The organism is Herpetosiphon gulosus (genome assembly GCF_039545135.1).
GTDB classification, from domain to species: Bacteria; Chloroflexota; Chloroflexia; order Chloroflexales; family Herpetosiphonaceae; genus Herpetosiphon; species Herpetosiphon gulosus.
In genome coordinates this window covers 341,967-358,005 of record NZ_BAABRU010000003.1, presented here as the reverse complement: position 1 = coordinate 358,005, position 16,039 = coordinate 341,967, and the positions used below count along the sequence as shown (strand labels likewise).

At 48.2% G+C, this 16,039-nt stretch carries 11 protein-coding genes; 7 read left to right on the top strand and 4 right to left on the bottom strand.

Features of this window, described 5'->3' with window-relative positions; genetic code table 11:
* The first annotated feature begins 67 nt into the window (after positions 1–67).
* The 4 genes from ABEB26_RS05520 to ABEB26_RS05505 all read left to right on the top strand — a co-directional run bounded on the left by ABEB26_RS05520 (position 68) and on the right by ABEB26_RS05505 (position 8,679).
* A complete protein-coding gene (locus ABEB26_RS05520; protein WP_345720972.1) occupies positions 68–2,848 on the top strand; it encodes an Ig-like domain-containing protein in 2,781 nt (926 codons plus the stop codon).
* An 8-nt stretch (positions 2,849–2,856) separates the two neighbouring features.
* Positions 2,857–3,216: an Ig-like domain-containing protein gene (locus ABEB26_RS05515; protein WP_345720971.1), complete on the top strand. Its 360-nt coding sequence runs from the start codon at positions 2,857–2,859 to the stop codon at positions 3,214–3,216.
* A 67-nt stretch (positions 3,217–3,283) separates the two neighbouring features.
* A complete protein-coding gene (locus tag ABEB26_RS05510) occupies positions 3,284–6,478 on the top strand; it encodes an Ig-like domain-containing protein (RefSeq protein WP_345720970.1) in 3,195 nt (1,064 codons plus the stop codon).
* Positions 6,479–6,555: 77 nt separating this feature from the next.
* Positions 6,556–8,679, top strand: a complete 2,124-nt coding sequence (locus tag ABEB26_RS05505; RefSeq protein WP_345720969.1) for a hypothetical protein — start codon at positions 6,556–6,558, stop codon at positions 8,677–8,679.
* A 48-nt stretch (positions 8,680–8,727) separates the two neighbouring features.
* Here the strand turns inward: ABEB26_RS05505 and pyk are convergent, their stop codons facing one another.
* The 3 genes from pyk to ABEB26_RS05490 form a co-directional block, all read right to left on the bottom strand.
* Positions 8,728–10,143 (bottom strand): pyruvate kinase, encoded by a 1,416-nt coding sequence (gene pyk, locus ABEB26_RS05500; RefSeq protein WP_345720968.1) that lies wholly within the window; start codon positions 10,141–10,143, stop codon positions 8,728–8,730.
* A gap of 175 nt (positions 10,144–10,318) precedes the next feature.
* Positions 10,319–11,377, bottom strand: coding sequence for a non-hydrolyzing UDP-N-acetylglucosamine 2-epimerase (gene wecB / locus ABEB26_RS05495; RefSeq protein WP_345720967.1), 1,059 nt, complete (start codon positions 11,375–11,377; stop codon positions 10,319–10,321).
* Entirely contained in the window at positions 11,374–11,937 is a 564-nt protein-coding gene (locus ABEB26_RS05490) for an SGNH/GDSL hydrolase family protein (RefSeq protein WP_345720966.1), read from the bottom strand. The genes wecB and ABEB26_RS05490 overlap by 4 nt, the downstream gene beginning before the upstream one ends.
* A gap of 357 nt (positions 11,938–12,294) precedes the next feature.
* On the opposite strand from ABEB26_RS05490, the gene ABEB26_RS05485 reads away from it, so the two are divergent.
* Complete coding sequence (locus tag ABEB26_RS05485) at positions 12,295–13,014, top strand: ABC transporter ATP-binding protein (RefSeq protein ID WP_345720964.1); 720 nt, start codon at positions 12,295–12,297, stop codon at positions 13,012–13,014.
* The gene (locus tag ABEB26_RS05480; RefSeq protein WP_345720963.1) at positions 13,011–14,273 is read left to right on the top strand and encodes an ABC transporter permease; all 1,263 of its coding nucleotides are present in this window, start codon (positions 13,011–13,013) and stop codon (positions 14,271–14,273) included. The genes ABEB26_RS05485 and ABEB26_RS05480 overlap by 4 nt, the downstream gene beginning before the upstream one ends.
* A gap of 54 nt (positions 14,274–14,327) precedes the next feature.
* Here ABEB26_RS05480 and ABEB26_RS05475 read toward each other — a convergent pair whose 3' ends face one another.
* Entirely contained in the window at positions 14,328–14,834 is a 507-nt protein-coding gene (locus ABEB26_RS05475) for a metallophosphoesterase family protein (protein ID WP_345720962.1), read from the bottom strand.
* 149 nt (positions 14,835–14,983) lie between these two features.
* Between ABEB26_RS05475 and ABEB26_RS05470 the strand changes: the two genes are divergently transcribed.
* Entirely contained in the window at positions 14,984–15,979 is a 996-nt protein-coding gene (locus ABEB26_RS05470) for an aldo/keto reductase (protein ID WP_345720961.1), read from the top strand.
* Positions 15,980–16,039: the final 60 nt, after the last annotated feature.

Below are 16,039 nucleotides of genomic sequence, written 5' to 3'. Positions count from 1 at the left end.
ACGATTAAATCAGCGGCAATCGGTGCTCGATTGCCGCTCCTCACCCTAGCCCTGAGAGGATACGTCAATGCCGAGAAGTTCAAAATTAATTAGCATCATTACCCTGCTGTTGATTATTTTCAGTGCTTTGTCCAAGCCTGCTGCTCCAGTTACGGCGGTGGAATCGCAAACCCCAACTAGCCCAGGCACATGGAGCCAAGCCTTTGCTGGGCCAGATAAACAAGATTATGGCTATGCCCCGATCCGCCCAATTGAATGGAATGGCACGCTCTATGCCTCACTATTTGGGGGTTATGGTTGGGGATCAGGCGTTGGCTATTGGAGTGGTCAGCAATGGTTGAAACTTGATGGTTTGACTGGTGATGTTTATTCATTGACCGTCCATCAAAATCGCTTATATGTTGCAGGAAGCTTCACCATCGCTGGCAAGAATATCAACCTTGCCTATTGGGATGGTAACTTGTGGACAGCCATGCCAACTCGATGGAATACTGGTAATCAGCTACAAATGGTTAGCCATGCAAATCAACTGTATGTTGGTGGCTTCAACTTAGTCATTGATGGTCAAGCTGTCGGCAAAATCGCTCGGTGGGATGGAACACAATGGCATCAGGTCGCTGCTTATGTTCCTGGCTTGGTGCTTGGTTTATTATCACGCCCTGATGGTTTGTATGTGAACGGAGTATTTGATCTAAATGGTCAAATTAATGGATTACTCCGTTTAAATGGTTCAGCTTTGGAGCCAGTTGGCGGCGGAATCCATGGGTGGGTTTTTGATCTAAAATCCTTCAATAATCAGCTCTATGTCAGTGGCCAATTTACCTCAACGCTTGTGCCAAGCATGAAGAATGTGGCGATGTGGAATGGCTCCGACTGGGAAACCTTCGGTACGGGCCTTAACAATGAAACCCATAATCTAACAATGTTCGATGGTGATTTATATGCGCTAAGTCAAATTGGTTCAGGATTTCAGCTGCAACGCTGGGATGCAAACCAATGGGTTAGTTTAGCTAATCTGACCCGATTGAATAATTACCCTGTTTGGGAACGCTTTCCTGATGCAGTGTTGGTGACCTACCAGCAAGAATTGTTGGCCTTTGGGCCGATACAATTTTTTAATACCACACCACCCGATTACCGTTACGGCGATTCGGCCTTGCGTTGGCAGGGTGATCGCTGGGAAGCCATGACTCCCAATGGAACCACTGCTTATGAGGCTGCCATTACCACTGATGCCGACAATTTGTATGTTGCTGATAATCGCATGAGCTGGGGCAATGAGCTTGCTAATTTGGCGCAGCTGAATGCAAGCGACCAATGGCAATCCCTGATTAGTGGTTATTCCCAAAGTTTATCTTCCGTCCAAGCACTCCAGAAGTATCAACAACACTTTTTTAGTATCTCACAATATGGACTGTATCAGGCAGCCACTAATGATTGGAATAGAGTGAGTAACGCCCATGTCAATGCAATTGCCCAAGCCAATAATCTGTTGTATGTGGCAGGTGATTTTGAGCAATTCAATGGGGTCTCGGCGCATAATCTGGTGACATGGGATGGCAGCCAATGGCAAGCCTTTAATCCACCTGCTTCGTTTGATCGAGTCTCGATCGTTGAGGCTGATACCAATTATGTGTATATCAGCGATGGTTTGCAACTCGCCCGTTGGGATGGCAGCCAATGGACAACCCTCGCTACCAATGTGATCAATATTGGTGAGGTTGAGCCAACCGCCAACGGTGTGTATATTGCTGGCACATTTAGCAGTGTCGGTGGTGTAGCTGCGCCAAAAGTTGCCTATTGGAATGGCACAACTTGGTCAGGTGTGACGGGTGTGGTTGATGGTTCGATCAATGACCTTGAAATGGGAGCCGATGGCCTGTATGTTGCAGGTAGTTTTCGTGGGATTACCAATGGTATCGTTAGCCCAGGGATTCTGCGCTGGGATGGGACGGCGTGGCATGGAGTTGGTGGTGGCGTTCAGTCGGGCAATGTGACTCAACTCGCCGCAACCTCAACTCGTATGTTTTTGCATGGCCCTTTTAATCGAGTGGGTAATAGTTATGAATCGAGCCAAATTGCAGCGTGGGAGTATGGCAACGAACCCTTAATTAAGGCTAAACCAGATTATGCGATTACCTATCGGCCTCAAGCGGTTACGATCAATGTTTTAGCCAATGATTGGAGCGATCAGCCAAACCGCTTACAACTGGTGGATGTGAGCAGCCCAAGCCATGGCACGGCTATGATTAACGGTAACTCGGTAGTGTATACCCCTGATCCTCAATTTGAAGGCGTTGAAACTTTGAGCTATGTTGTGCGTGACCCAATTAATTTGGTGACCACAACCGCCCAATTGCGATTACAGGTCTGGAATCATTTCCCGACCATTGCTGATCAAGAACAAGCGATTTATCCCTTTGTTGAAACGCTGCTTGACCCCTTGGATGGCCTAATTGATTTAAATGATGATGCTTTGACGCTCACCCAAGCCAGTGCGATCACTGGCACGGTGATGCTTGTTAATAATCAATTGCGTTATCTGCCGCCAAAGCAACAACATTTTACCGATGTGGTGACGTATAGCGTGAGTGATGGTCATGGCGGCCAACAAACCGCCCGAATCAAGCTCCGAAGTATCGATACAATCGTAACGGCAACCGCTGATTATGCGACAACCTATCGTCCATATTCTGTCAGCGTTGATGTGATTGCCAATGACTGGACGATTAATGGAGAACCCTTAGCGGTGGTGGCTGTTGAAGCGGCTATTCATGGCACGGCAACAATCAGTGGTAACCAAGTGCGCTATCTACCAACTGCTACATTTCAAGGTCTGAAACCTTAACCTATACCGTGCGCAATCAAACCCGTGGCGTAACAGCAACCGGAACCTTGACAATTGCGGTGCAGAATCATGTGCCAACCGTTGCGCCAATCACGATTACAATGCATCCCAATAGTACAACCTTAGTCGATGTATTGGCTCATGCGACTGACCTGAATGGCGATCCCCTGACCATAACCCAAGCCCATAGCACCTATGGAACAGTCACCATCAGCAATAATCGACTGCACTATACTACGCCAAGCATGTATCCATTTGAAGAGCCGATCACCTATACCATCAGTGATGGGTATGGTGGTTTGCGTGAGGGAACGGTTGTGGTACAAGGGCTGAGGTATCAATTATTTTTGCCCTATACCAGTAAATAAACAATTAAATCAGCGGCAATCGAGCGCCGATTGCCGCTCCTCACCCTAGCCCTGAGAGGACATGCCAATGCCGAGAAGTTCAAAAATAATCGGTATCATTACCCTGCTGGTGATTATTTTAAGTGTTGTCGCCAAGCCAACTACTCTAGTTGTTGCGGTTGAGCCGCAAGCCCCAAGTAGTCCAGGCACATGGAGCCAAGATTTTGGCTTGTATTTCAAAACTGCCGATAATAGCTATACCCCGTTGCGCCCAATTGAATGGAATGGCACGCTCTATGCAATTTTGCATGGACATCGCAACTTTGCGTCGGGGGTTGGCTATTGGAATGGTCAACAATGGCTGAAGATCGATGGCTTGGGTGGCTTTGTTGATAGTTTAACCGTTCATCAAAATCGCTTATATGTGGCTGGACGAATAACCATCGCTGGCAAGAACATCAACCTTGCCTATTGGGATGGTAATTTGTGGACAGCCATGCCCACGCAATTCACCCTAAATAGTCCTTTAAATCTAATAAGTTATGCCAATCAGCTCTATGTTGGTGGCTATCAATTGATTATCGATGGTCAAGCCTATGGTAGTTTAGCTCATTGGAATGGCGAACAGTGGCATGCTGCGGCAGCCGGGATTGATGGTATTGTCTTTAGCCTGCTAGTCCGCCCTGATGGATTATATCTGGGTGGCTCCTTCGTATTCAATAATCAAAAGACAGGCGTTTTGTATTGGAATGGTACCCAATGGCAAACTGTTGGTGGTGGGGTTTATGGCCATGTATTTGATCTGAAGTGGGCTAATAGTCAACTCTATATTAGTGGTCAATTTACCTCAACCCTTGTACCAACCATGAAGAATGTGGCTGCCTGGAATGGCACGAGTTGGAATACCTTCGGTACAGGTTTGGCTGGCAGTGTCCATAATCTGACAATTATGGATGGTGAACTCTATGTACTGAATCGGCCAACTGGTGTAGGCTATGAGTATCTGCATTGGGATGGGGGTGAATGGACACTCTTAACCAATCTTGCTTCAATGAACCACCAGTATACGAATAATTGGCTATTACCTCCATATGCGGTGTTTGTGCAGTATCAGCAAGAATTGTTGCTAATTGGCGAAATTGGCTATAGTAGTGATTCCTCGGAACCAGTCCATCAAGGTGATTCAGCCTTACGTTGGAATGGCACACACTGGGATTCAATGTCTCCCAATGGTATTTTTGCTCCACAAGGTGTTGCCATTACGACTGACGACGAAAATCTCTTGGTAGCAGCAAGAGGCTTTTATTGGGGCAATGGTACTGCTTCGCTGGCCCAATTTGGCAGTACCAATCAATGGCAAACGATTGTTGAACGTCAATATACATTGGAGTCACCACAAGCACTCGAAGCCTTTCAACAAAGCCATTTTATTGTTGCTAACGACACATTGTATCAAGCTGCTGGCACAACCTGGAACCAAATTGGCGCGATCCATCTGGTTGATGCAATTGCCCAATCCAATAACAAATTATATGTTGCTGGTGATTTTGAGCAATTCACTGGGGTTACGGCACATAATCTGGTGACGTGGGATGGCACGCAATGGCAAGCCTTGGATACGCCAGCTTCATTCGATCAAGTGGTGCTGGTCGAGGCCCATGGCCAGAATGTGTATATCAGCGATGGCTTTCAATTGGCCCGTTGGGATGGGACGCAGTGGATAACCCTTGCCACCAATGTAGTCAACATTGGTTCAATTGAAGCAACGGCTACTGGGGTGTATATCGCTGGTACATTTAGTAGTGTGGCGGGAGTTTCTGCCCCTAAGATTGCCTATTGGAATGGTACAGCATGGTCGGGCTTGAGTGGAGTGGTTAGTGGTTCAATCCTTGATCTGGAAATGGGTATCGATGGCTTGTATGTTGCAGGCAACTTGAGTGGGATTACCAATGGCATCGTTAGCCCAGGCATTGTGCGTTGGGATGGGGCTGCGTGGCATGGCGTTGGTGGCGGTGTTCAAACGCTTCGATACTCAAGTGGAGTTGGCAATGGGGCTGTTCGGCGCTTAGCCGCAACCCCAACCCGTATGTTCATGTATGGCGACTTCAATTGGGTTGGCAATCAATATGAGGCGTTTCAATTTGCTGTGTGGGAATATGGCAACGAACCTTTGATTAAGGCTAAACCAGATTATGCGATTACCTATCGGCCTCAAGCGGTTACGGTCAATGTTTTAGCCAATGATTGGAGCGATCAGCCATCCCAATTGCAATTGGTAAATGTGAGCAGCCCTAGCCATGGCACGGCGGTGATTAACGGTAACTCGGTGGTGTATACGCCCGATGCCCAATTTGAAGGGGTTGAAACCTTAAGTTATACCGTGCGCGACCCAATTAATGCAGTGACCACGACCGCCCAAATCCAAATCCATGTCTGGAATCACTTCCCCACGATTGCCGATCAAGAACAAGCGGTTTATCCCTATGTTGAAACGCTGCTTGATCCATTGGATGATCTGATTGATTTAAATGGTGATAGCCTGACCATCACCCACGTCAGTGCGATCACTGGTACGGTAACGCTTGTTGCTAATCAATTGCGCTATATGCCGCCAAACCAAGAGCATTTTACTGATATGGTGACCTATACCGTCAGTGATGGCCATGGTGGTCAACAAACCGCGCGAATCAAGCTTTATAGTGTGGCTTCGGTGGTGGATGCGGTTGATGATTTTGCGACGACCTATCGACCGCATGCGGTGAATGTGGCGGTATTGGCGAATGATTGGTCGCTGGATAATGAGCCAATTGAATTGGTGGCGGTAGGTACAGCCAGCCATGGCACTGCAACCATTAGTGGCAACCAAGTACGCTATGTGCCAGCTGCCAATTTTCAAGGCACAGATAGTTTGGCATACACTGTGCGCAACCAGACGCGTGGGATCACCGCAACTGGAATCCTGACAATTGCCGTGCAGAATCATGCGCCAACGGTTGCTCCAATCACGATCACGATGCGACCTGGTTCTACGACTATTATCGATACACTCAACAATGTCATTGATCTGAATGGTGATCCAACTGGGATATCCAATGTTCAGGTAACAGCAGGATCATTTGAACTGGTGTATCGTGAATTGCACTACACGGCACCCAATGCGTATCCATTTACAGCCACGATCACCTATACCCTGTTTGATGATCACGATGGTTCGAGCGTGGTAACAATTGCAGTTAATAGTGGAAACTATCAGCAAGTATTCTTACCATATACTAGCAAATAAGCCAAGCAATGCTGAGGATATGTTGGTATTTTATTCCAACATATCCTCAGCGTCTATGTGAGGGCAGGAGAAAAATCATGCTGAAACTATTGCGGCGCTTAGGGCGCATCGGCGTAATCATTGGTTTATTGAGCTGTGGATTGAGCCTATCTATTCATTCAACTCAAGCTAGGCAACCGAGTGAAGCCAACAATGGCGGCTCGTGGAGCAACGAATTTGCAGGGTTTGGGATAAACGCCGATGATTATGGCTTGCAACGGCCAGTGGTTTGGAATGATACCCTCTATGCAGCAACCGTTGAGCGCTACCCTATGACTATACAATCAAATGATGGGGTCGTTTATTGGGATGGTCGGCAATGGTTGCGGTTAGGGGCTTTGAATGGCTTTGTTGAAGCCTTAACGATCCATCAAGATAAGCTTTATGTTGGTGGCGAATTGTCGCTTGCTGGTCAAAACTTTAACTTGGCCTATTGGGATGGCACGACTTGGACTGGTGTTGCAACGGTTGTCAGTAATAATTTTATGATGAGTTTGGCTAGCTATCAAAATGAGCTTTATTTAGCTGGTTATCCCTTGGTGATTGATGGCCAAGCCTACCAAAATATTGCCCGTTGGAATGGCACGCAGTGGAATGAAGTGGGAACTGGGATTGATGGACTTGCCTTTAATTTGCTAAGCAGCGCCGACGGCTTGTATGCTGGTGGCTCGATTCAGCCAATCGATCCTCAAAACCAAGGCGGGCTTGTGCGCTGGGATGGCACCCAATGGCTCGATGTTGGTGGCGGGGTCATGGGGCAAGTTTTGGATTTGCAATTGGTTGACGATCAATTGGTGATTGGAGGTCAATTTACTTCAACCACCAACCTCAATATGCATAATATTGCTTCATGGAATGGCACAAGCTGGAATAGCTTTGGGAATGGCGTGCCAAATCGGATTGAAAGCCTACTGATGCACGCTGATGGCCTGTATGCCTTGGGGCATATAAATTATTCTAATGTACCGCTACATTATTGGAATGGTACAAATTGGACAGTGCTGGGGCAAGCTGTTTATAATGATTACACTTTGATTGAATTGCCCAAATATTCGTTAGTTGAACTTGACCAAGAAATGTATGCTTTAGGCGATTTAACGATTAATGGTCAGTATCGTGGTTCGAATCGGTTGGTTTGGCGGGCAGACCATTGGGAATCGATGACTCCCAATGGTCTGTATAATGCACCGCTGACGCTTAGTAATCTTGGCGAAACGATCTATGGCTATTCTCCTTTGCGACCAATGTGGAGCACCGGACGGGGTGCATTCGTTCGTTTTGATGCCACGAATGGTTGGCAAGCACTGATTGAATTACCAATTGAGTATATGGATTGGTCTTCACCCCGCCAATTGGAAGTGTTGAGCGATACGAGCTTTTTGCTGCAAAATCCTAAGCTGTATCGCACTGATGCAATTTCAGCGACTTGGAATGCTGTTAGTGATCAACCAGTCTTTGGCATCGCTCGTGATCAAGGTAAGCTCTACGTTGCTGGCGATTTTAGCCAGTTTGCAGGCGTAGATAGCGCTAACTTGGTGGTTTGGGATGATGGCCAATGGCAAGCGTTTGCTGCTCCAGCGTCATTTAATCGTGTAACAGTGGTAGAAGCTTTAAATGGCGTGGTGTATATTAGCGATGGTTCCCAAGTGGCCCGTTGGGATGGCGTGCAATGGCAAACCATCGTCACTGGAGTGAGCGGCATTCAAAAGCTTGAGGCTAGCGCTGATGGTTTGTATATTGCTGGCACGTTTAGTAGCATTGCTGGCATAACTGCCCCGAAGATTGCCTATTGGAACGGCATGGCATGGTCTGGCTTGCGTGGCGTGATTGATGGCTCAATCAATGATCTTGAAATGGGTGTTGATGGCTTGTATGTTGCTGGTACATTCAATGGCATAACCGACGGTGTCGTTAGCCCTGGTATTCTGCGCTGGAATGGGGTTTGGAATAGTGTTGGTGGCGGGGTTCAGCAGCGCGAGGACTTTGCATCTAATTTTTTAGTTAATGCCTTAGTTGCCACTCCAACCCGTATGTATCTCAGTGGATTATTCGATACCGTTGGTAATACCTACGAGTCATCGATGATTGCTGCTTGGACGTATGGTGAACCTGGCTGGGTTGTGCCAACGTATGCAGTCTATGCACCGTTGACAGTGCGTTAAGTTAAAGCAACAGGCCACTCAAACTTGAGTGGCCTGTTGCTTTTTTGTTTAGATTGAAAGAATTTTAAGGAAGTTGGTTGTACCGCGTACTGCCAAGGGGTGACCGCCAGTAATCACCACCGAATCGCCTGGCTTGATCACTTGGCGCTCGATCATAATTGCCCGAGCTAAGTTGCTCAAATCGTCAAGCCGCGTCACGAATGGGCACAGCAGCGATTCAACTCCCCAAAGCAAGGCCAAGCGATGATAGACATCGTATTCGTGGGTCATGGCGATAATTGGCACGCGTGGGCGATCGCGGGCAACCAACCGCGCCGTAAAGCCCGACGACGTGAAAGCGACAATCGCCGCAATATCAATTGATTCAGCAATTGCACAGGCCGCGTGGCTGATCGCGTGTGAGTAGGTTTCAGGCGCATCAGACTCGTTGCGTTGTTGGGCATCACGTGGTGGTGCGCCGCGCTCAGTTACTTCGGCAATTCGCGCCATAATTGTCACCGCTTCAACTGGGTAGGCCCCGTTGGCGGTTTCACCACTTAACATAACTGCATCGGTGCCATCGAGAATCGCGTTGGCCACGTCGCTGGCTTCGGCGCGAGTTGGCCGTGGGTTGACAATCATCGATTCGAGCATTTGGGTGGCAGTGATGACCGGAATCCCCGCCCGATTGGCTGAAGCAATGATCAGTTTTTGAATCAATGGCACTTCTTCTGGGGGCATTTCTACCCCCAAATCACCCCGCGCAACCATAATCCCGTCAGCGACCGCAACGATTGATTCAATGTTATCAACAGCTTCAGGTTTTTCAATTTTGGCGATCACTGGGGTGCGATAGCCAGCCCCGGCAATTTCTTGCTTGACCAATTGCACATCTTCGGCGCGGCGCACAAACGAGATTGCCACATAATCAACCCCTTCGTGTAAGCCAAAGATCAAATCTTCACGATCTTTTTCGGTCATAGCGGGAGCACTAACGGCTACGCCAGGCAAGTTGATGCCTTGATTTTCGCGCAGCATACCGCCTGTTACCACTTCGGTGATCACTTCAGTGGCGGTGCATTCTTGGACGCGCAACTCGATCAACCCATCAGAGAGCAAAATCCGGTCGCCAGCTTTACAATCGGTGGGTAAATTTTTATAGGTGGTGTTGACGCGGCCAACCCGACCAACTTCATTTTCAATCGTAATAACGAAACTTTCGCCTGCCTTGAGCGGGATCGGCTGTTTATCAACTAATTTGCCAGTGCGAATTTTTGGCCCTTGCAAGTCTTGCAGCACTGCAATTGGGCGATTGAGCTTAATTGAAATTTGACGCAGGAGCCGAATGCGTTCTGAATGGTCGTGATGGGTACCATGGGAGAAATTTAAGCGAGCAACATTCATTCCCGCTAATGCCAACGCTGTCATTTTTTCCTCAGTATCAGAGGCTGGCCCGAGCGTGGCAACAATTTTGGTTCGGCGCATTGATGACCTCGTGTTAAGTGCGGAACACCGAGTCGGCATCTTTGGCGAAACAGTGACCTAAAGTTCTCAAGTGATGACTAATTCAATTCGCTCCAATTATAAACGAAAACGCATCCACGAGGGATGCGTTTTTAGCCGATTCTAGCAAGCTATTATGTAATGCGCTGCGTCAAATCTAGTAATCCGACCAGCTGCGAAAATGCGCTTGCAAGGTTGCTACAATCCGTTGACCAACCCCACGTTGGCCATAAACTGGGGCAAATTGCTGGCCTTTCTTGGCTCGCTGACTGCGCACAGCTGCGATAATTGCTGCTGGCTCGAAGCCAGTTACCACATTTGCGCCCGAATCGATCGTTTCAGGCCGTTCGGTGTTATCGCGCACAGTCACACAGGGCACACCAAAAATATAGGCTTCTTCTTGAATACAGCCGCTATCAGTGATGATAATGTTGGCGTATTTTTCATACGCCAGCGATTCAAATGGCTCAACTGGATCAAGCACCTGCACCCGACTGAGCAGATCCATGCTCAAACCATAGTGCTCCATGGCCGCCCGTGTGCGCGGATGCATGGGAAAAATCATGGCATCAAATTCTTGGGCTAGCTCATTAATCGTGCTGAAAACCTGTTGCATCAACTCGCGGCTATCGGTAAATTCTTTGCGATGCAAGGTGATGTAGGCATAGTTATCGGTGCGGCGTGGCGTGAGTTCATGGGCAAAATCATGAATCAAATCAACCGTCGTATTGCCAATATTGAAAATTCGCCCACGCAAATCGGGAATTTTGGCCAAATAATCGGCTTGATATTGGGTGTATGAGAACAAATAATGGGCTGCGCCATCGACCATAATCCGATTGCGCTCTTCATACATGCGCTTATCGAAGGCCCGCAGGCCTGCTTCGACATGAGCTAAACCAACATCGGAGTAGACCGCCGCGATTGCTCCAACCAAGGCCGCCGCAGTATCGCCATTGACCAAAATCAAATCAATTTCATGGCGGCGAATTTGCTCGCGCACCCAATCAATCGCTGCGCCGATGCTATAGTTGCCCGGGAAAACCTCGTCGGGTGTATAACCCATTTGGCCAAAAATCGCTGCTTGCAGCAAATGATCATGATGCTGATTGGTGTGCAGCACCACGAACGGCAGATCCGCTGCTCGTAATGCCTGGACAATCGCATAATTTTTCATCACCTCAGGTCGCGTGCCAAGTACAATCCCAATGTTCATAAGTTTACAATGACCTCACAGAATGATTCGGCGACCCGCCGATTGCCATCTTCATTGAAGTGCACTGGGTCAACATAACATTCACGATTTAAGCCGACCATGGGAACCCAAATTGCCTTGCTAAATTCAGCAACCACCTTGCCGACTACTGCATTGTATTGCTTGCGGCGTTCGAGGGTTTCTTTGGTGAAAAAAATATGCCCATCAGCATAGATTGGCGGAATTTCGCCACAAAAAACTGCTTTGTGGCCCTTAATTAATAAGGTGCGAATAATTTGGCGATAATATTCTTCAAAAAGATCGATCGGGGTATTATTGCCGACATCATTTGTACCAATCAGCACACACGACTGATAGGTATCGTTGATTGTATCAATTTCTTCGTTGAGTTTAAACCATAAGTTACGGGCGGTGTAGCCATTGACGCTGCGATTAATTGTACGCCATTGATAGGGTGTGCGCTGAGTCAACATTTGTGCTAAATGTAAGGGGTAACAGCCATACGAACGTGCGCCAAAGGTTTGGCTATCGCCAATACACAACATATTTTGGTAATGCATAATAATAATCAACCTAATAATCAAAAATAATCCCGACAGCGAATATTCCACGCAATCCGAGCAAGATTAACCTGATTATGCTCACCTCCCTCAACTCACACCTATAACTCTAACCCAGCTAGCCAGATATTAAAATTTGTTTAAAATAGCTAATTACTGATTAATCTTGGGAAGCGCGGTTGATTATAGGCCAATCTGGCTATAAATAAAAGGGCCAATATAACTATTGACATAGCTATGTTAGCTTGAGCGAGTGAGGGTTTCGTCCCAGCGTGTCATAGATGATCATAAAATTGCCCATAACAGGCGCAAAATCCTATGGTATGGTTAAGCCAGCTTATTTTCCAAGGAGTCGCTATGGGTCAAGCTAGCTCGTTAATTAGAACTACCAACCTCCAACGAACCTATCAAATGGGGAAAAATACTGTCCAGGCGTTGGCTGGCGTTGATTTGGAGATTGAACGCGGCACGTTTGTGGCACTAGTTGGGCCATCTGGCTCAGGCAAATCGACCTTATTAAATGTGATTGGTGGCCTTGATCGTCCAAGTTCAGGTGAAGTTTGGGTTGATGATTTGGAGCTTGGGCATGCCCCAGATAAAAAATTAGTCAGCTTTCGCCGCGATCGGGTTGGCTTTATTTTTCAGAGTTTCAACCTCTTGCCAACCAACCAAGCATGGGAAAATGTGGCCTTGCCCTTGATGTTAGCGGGTCGCGGTCGCAGCGAACGGCGCAAACGAGCTGAACATTTGCTCGATCAAGTTGGGCTAGGCGATCGCGCCGATCACCGTCCGGCTGAGCTTTCAGGTGGTCAGCAACAACGGGTAGCAATTGCGCGGGCTTTGGCCAATGATCCAGTGTTGATTTTGGCCGATGAGCCAACCGGGAACCTCGATTCGCGCACGGGACGCGATGTTTTGTTGTTGATGCAACGGCTGGTGCGCGAACAACAAGTGACCTTGCTGATGGTCACTCACGATATGAATGCCGCCTCGTATGCTGATCGGATTGTGCATATGCGCGATGGAATTATTGAGCAAATTGAAATTGTTGAACGAACGGCGGAGGCTGTAGCATGACATTTGGCGATATTTTACGCACCGCTTGGAGCAATTTAACCCGCCGTAAAGTCCGCACTTCCTTAACGTCGCTGGGCGTGACGGTTGGGATTTTCACCATTGTGGTCATGCTTTCGTTGGGGGTCGGGGTTCAGCGGGTTATTCAGCAACAATTCGATGCGATTGGGCTGGAAAATGTGGTTGTTCAGCCACGTGATGCCGAGCGCAACCCCTATACACGCTACGTGCGCCCCGAACGGGAAGTGGTGATTTCGCCAGCTAAAATTGCTGAGTGGCAGCAACGCCCCGATATTGTCAGCGTTACGCCAATCGTCGATGTCAACGAATCGATCTCGAAGCGGTTGGTACTGCCTGGTGATGCTACGGCAACGATTGCAGTTGGGGTTGATCCTGGGGTTGGGATCAATAATCCCTTTGAAACGCCGCCAACCGCTTTGGCTGGAGTATTACGCCCAACTAAAGATGGCGAGATTGTGATTTCGCAACGAGCATTACGCCGTTTGGGTCTCACCGCTGAAGTTAATAATCTGATTGGCCAAGAAGTGCAGTTGGTGATGGAAACCCCGCGCGGCGAATCGCAAACCTTTGATTATACCTTGGTTGGGGTTTCGAGTGCTGATAATAATTTGGTTGCATTAACCCCCAACGATAGCATTGCGCTCAAGGCTTGGTGGTTTAACGAGCCAGATTTGTTGGCAACCGAAGGCTATGATTATGCCTTGATTCGCGCCAAAGATTTAAATGTGGCGCGTCAATTGACCAATGAACTACGGGCTGAGCGTTTTCGGGTGCAATCGGTTGAAACGGTGCTTGAACTGGCCTCGAAAATTTTCTTGGTGATCAATATTATGCTTGGCTCGGTTGGTGGCTTGGCGCTGTTCGTCGCTACGATCGGCATTATGAACACCATGATTATGGCAATTTATGAGCGGACTCGCGAAATTGGCACGCTCAAGGCAATTGGAGCTTCGCGCGGCAATATTCGCACGCTCTTTATGACTGAGGCTGGTATGATTGGCTTCTTTGGGGGAGTTGTCGGTTTGCTGGGTGGTTGGGGTACAGGCCGCGTACTCAATCGCTTTGCGCTCGCCTATCTCGAACAAGAGCAAGTGCCAATTCGCGGCGATTTCTTCTATATTCCACCGTGGCTGATTGCGCTAGCCCTAGGCTTTGGCTTGGTGGTAGGGATTATTGCGGGCTTGTATCCCGCCGCTCGCGCCGCCCGACTTGACCCAATCAAGGCGCTGCGCCACGAATAAACTCGCTTGTTAATGCAAATCCCCTCGCCATTGATTTGGTGAGGGGATTGCTGTTTAATCGGCATGTTTGATAAATTCGGCCATTTTGAGCGGAATAATTTCAGCGTGAAACTCGCCATTTTCCTGAATATCTAAGAAAGCCACAGTTGGCTCGCCGAGCTGGCCGCGTGGCTGCGAAGCCGAGCCTGGGTTAATAAACAAGACTCCTTGATATTCCTCGATCAAGGCGATATGGCTATGACCACAAATTACCACATGCGGCAAGGGTTGTGGCAATTGACGATGCCAGCGTTTGGGAATATCGCCAATATGCTGGATCATAATCCGAATACCTTGCACCTCAAGCGTTGTATTAATTGGGTAAATATCGAGCGCTGTATTCCAATCGATATTGCCAGTCACCGCTGTAACCGGAGCAATCGCACTCAAGCGTTCGATGATTGGCGGTTGTGCTCGCCCGATGTCGCCTGCATGCACAATCCGGGCTGCTCCTACAAAAAGCTGCTCGATCCGTGGGTCAAACTTGCCATGGGTATCCGAAACAATACAAATCCGTTGCATCACATGCCTCACCACAATCCACAAGAATCCTTGCTCATCATAGCATAGCCAAAAATAGCTTACGAAAATGTAATGACAGATATTGACATCTGTCATTTGATAATTTATACTTCAACTAGTTACTGATTTATGATGATGGAGTTGTGATCATGCAAAAGCGTCAATTGGGTCGTGATGGTTTGGTGGTGTCGGCAGCGGGCTTGGGTTGTATGGCCATGTCGGGGATGTATGGGCCTTCAGATCGCGCCGAGAGCATCGCGACGATTCATTCAGCGCTTGATGCTGGGGTTAATTTGCTAGATACTGGCGATTTCTATGGGATGGGCCATAACGAATTATTGCTTAGCGAAGCCTTGCGCGAGCGTTCACGCTCCGATGTTGTTTTGAGCGTCAAGTTTGGGGCATTGCGCAGCCCTGATGGTGCGTGGCTTGGCTATGATGCCCGGCCCGCTGCGGTTAAAAATTTCTTATATCACAGCCTTACCCGCTTGAATACCGATTACATTGATATTTATCGACCTTCGCGGCTTGACCCCAATGTGCCAATTGAAGAAACAATTGGGGCGATTGCCGAGATGGTTGAAAAAGGCTATGTGCGCCATATCGGTTTATCGGAAGTTGGGGTTGAAACGATTCGTCGAGCGGCGGCAGTGCATTCAATTGTCGATTTGCAAATTGAATATTCCTTGATGTCGCGTGGCATTGAGGCCGAAATTTTGCCTGCCTGCCGTGAATTAGGCATCGGCATTACCGCCTATGGGGTGCTTTCGCGTGGCTTGCTGAGTGGTGCTTGGTCGAAAGAACGGGTTTTGGCTGGCTCAGATTTTCGTGCCCATGGCCCACGCTTTACTGGCGAGAACCTTGATCATAATTTGAGCCTCGTTGCGACGTTGCAAACAATTGCCGATGCCAAGGGTGCAAGTATTGCCCAAATTGCCAGTGCTTGGGTCGTGGCTCAAGGAGCCGATATTATTCCATTATTCGGGGCACGTCGTTTGCATCAACTGCACGATTCATTGGCTAGCCTTGAAATTAATTTAAATGCTGATGAATTGGGCACAATTGAGCGGACGATTCCCAAGGGCTCGGCGGCTGGCGAACGCTACAATGCCTATTTGATGCAACATTTGGATAGCGAACGCTAAAGCACTTGCGATGCAGCGCTAATCGCTTAAAATGGTGCAAATCGCTTTGCTACAGGAAGA

Coding starts and splice junctions, on each gene's coding strand:
- ABEB26_RS05520 (WP_345720972.1), top strand. CDS start 68: ATGCCGAGAAGTTCAAAATTAATTAGCATCATTACCCTGCTGTTGATT.
- ABEB26_RS05510 (WP_345720970.1), top strand. CDS start 3,284: ATGCCGAGAAGTTCAAAAATAATCGGTATCATTACCCTGCTGGTGATT.
- ABEB26_RS05505 (WP_345720969.1), top strand. CDS start 6,556: ATGCTGAAACTATTGCGGCGCTTAGGGCGCATCGGCGTAATCATTGGT.
- pyk (WP_345720968.1), bottom strand. CDS start 10,143: ATGCGCCGAACCAAAATTGTTGCCACGCTCGGGCCAGCCTCTGATACT.
- wecB (WP_345720967.1), bottom strand. CDS start 11,377: ATGAACATTGGGATTGTACTTGGCACGCGACCTGAGGTGATGAAAAAT.
- ABEB26_RS05490 (WP_345720966.1), bottom strand. CDS start 11,937: ATGCATTACCAAAATATGTTGTGTATTGGCGATAGCCAAACCTTTGGC.
- ABEB26_RS05485 (WP_345720964.1), top strand. CDS start 12,295: ATGGGTCAAGCTAGCTCGTTAATTAGAACTACCAACCTCCAACGAACC.
- ABEB26_RS05480 (WP_345720963.1), top strand. CDS start 13,011: ATGACATTTGGCGATATTTTACGCACCGCTTGGAGCAATTTAACCCGC.
- ABEB26_RS05475 (WP_345720962.1), bottom strand. CDS start 14,834: ATGCAACGGATTTGTATTGTTTCGGATACCCATGGCAAGTTTGACCCA.
- ABEB26_RS05470 (WP_345720961.1), top strand. CDS start 14,984: ATGCAAAAGCGTCAATTGGGTCGTGATGGTTTGGTGGTGTCGGCAGCG.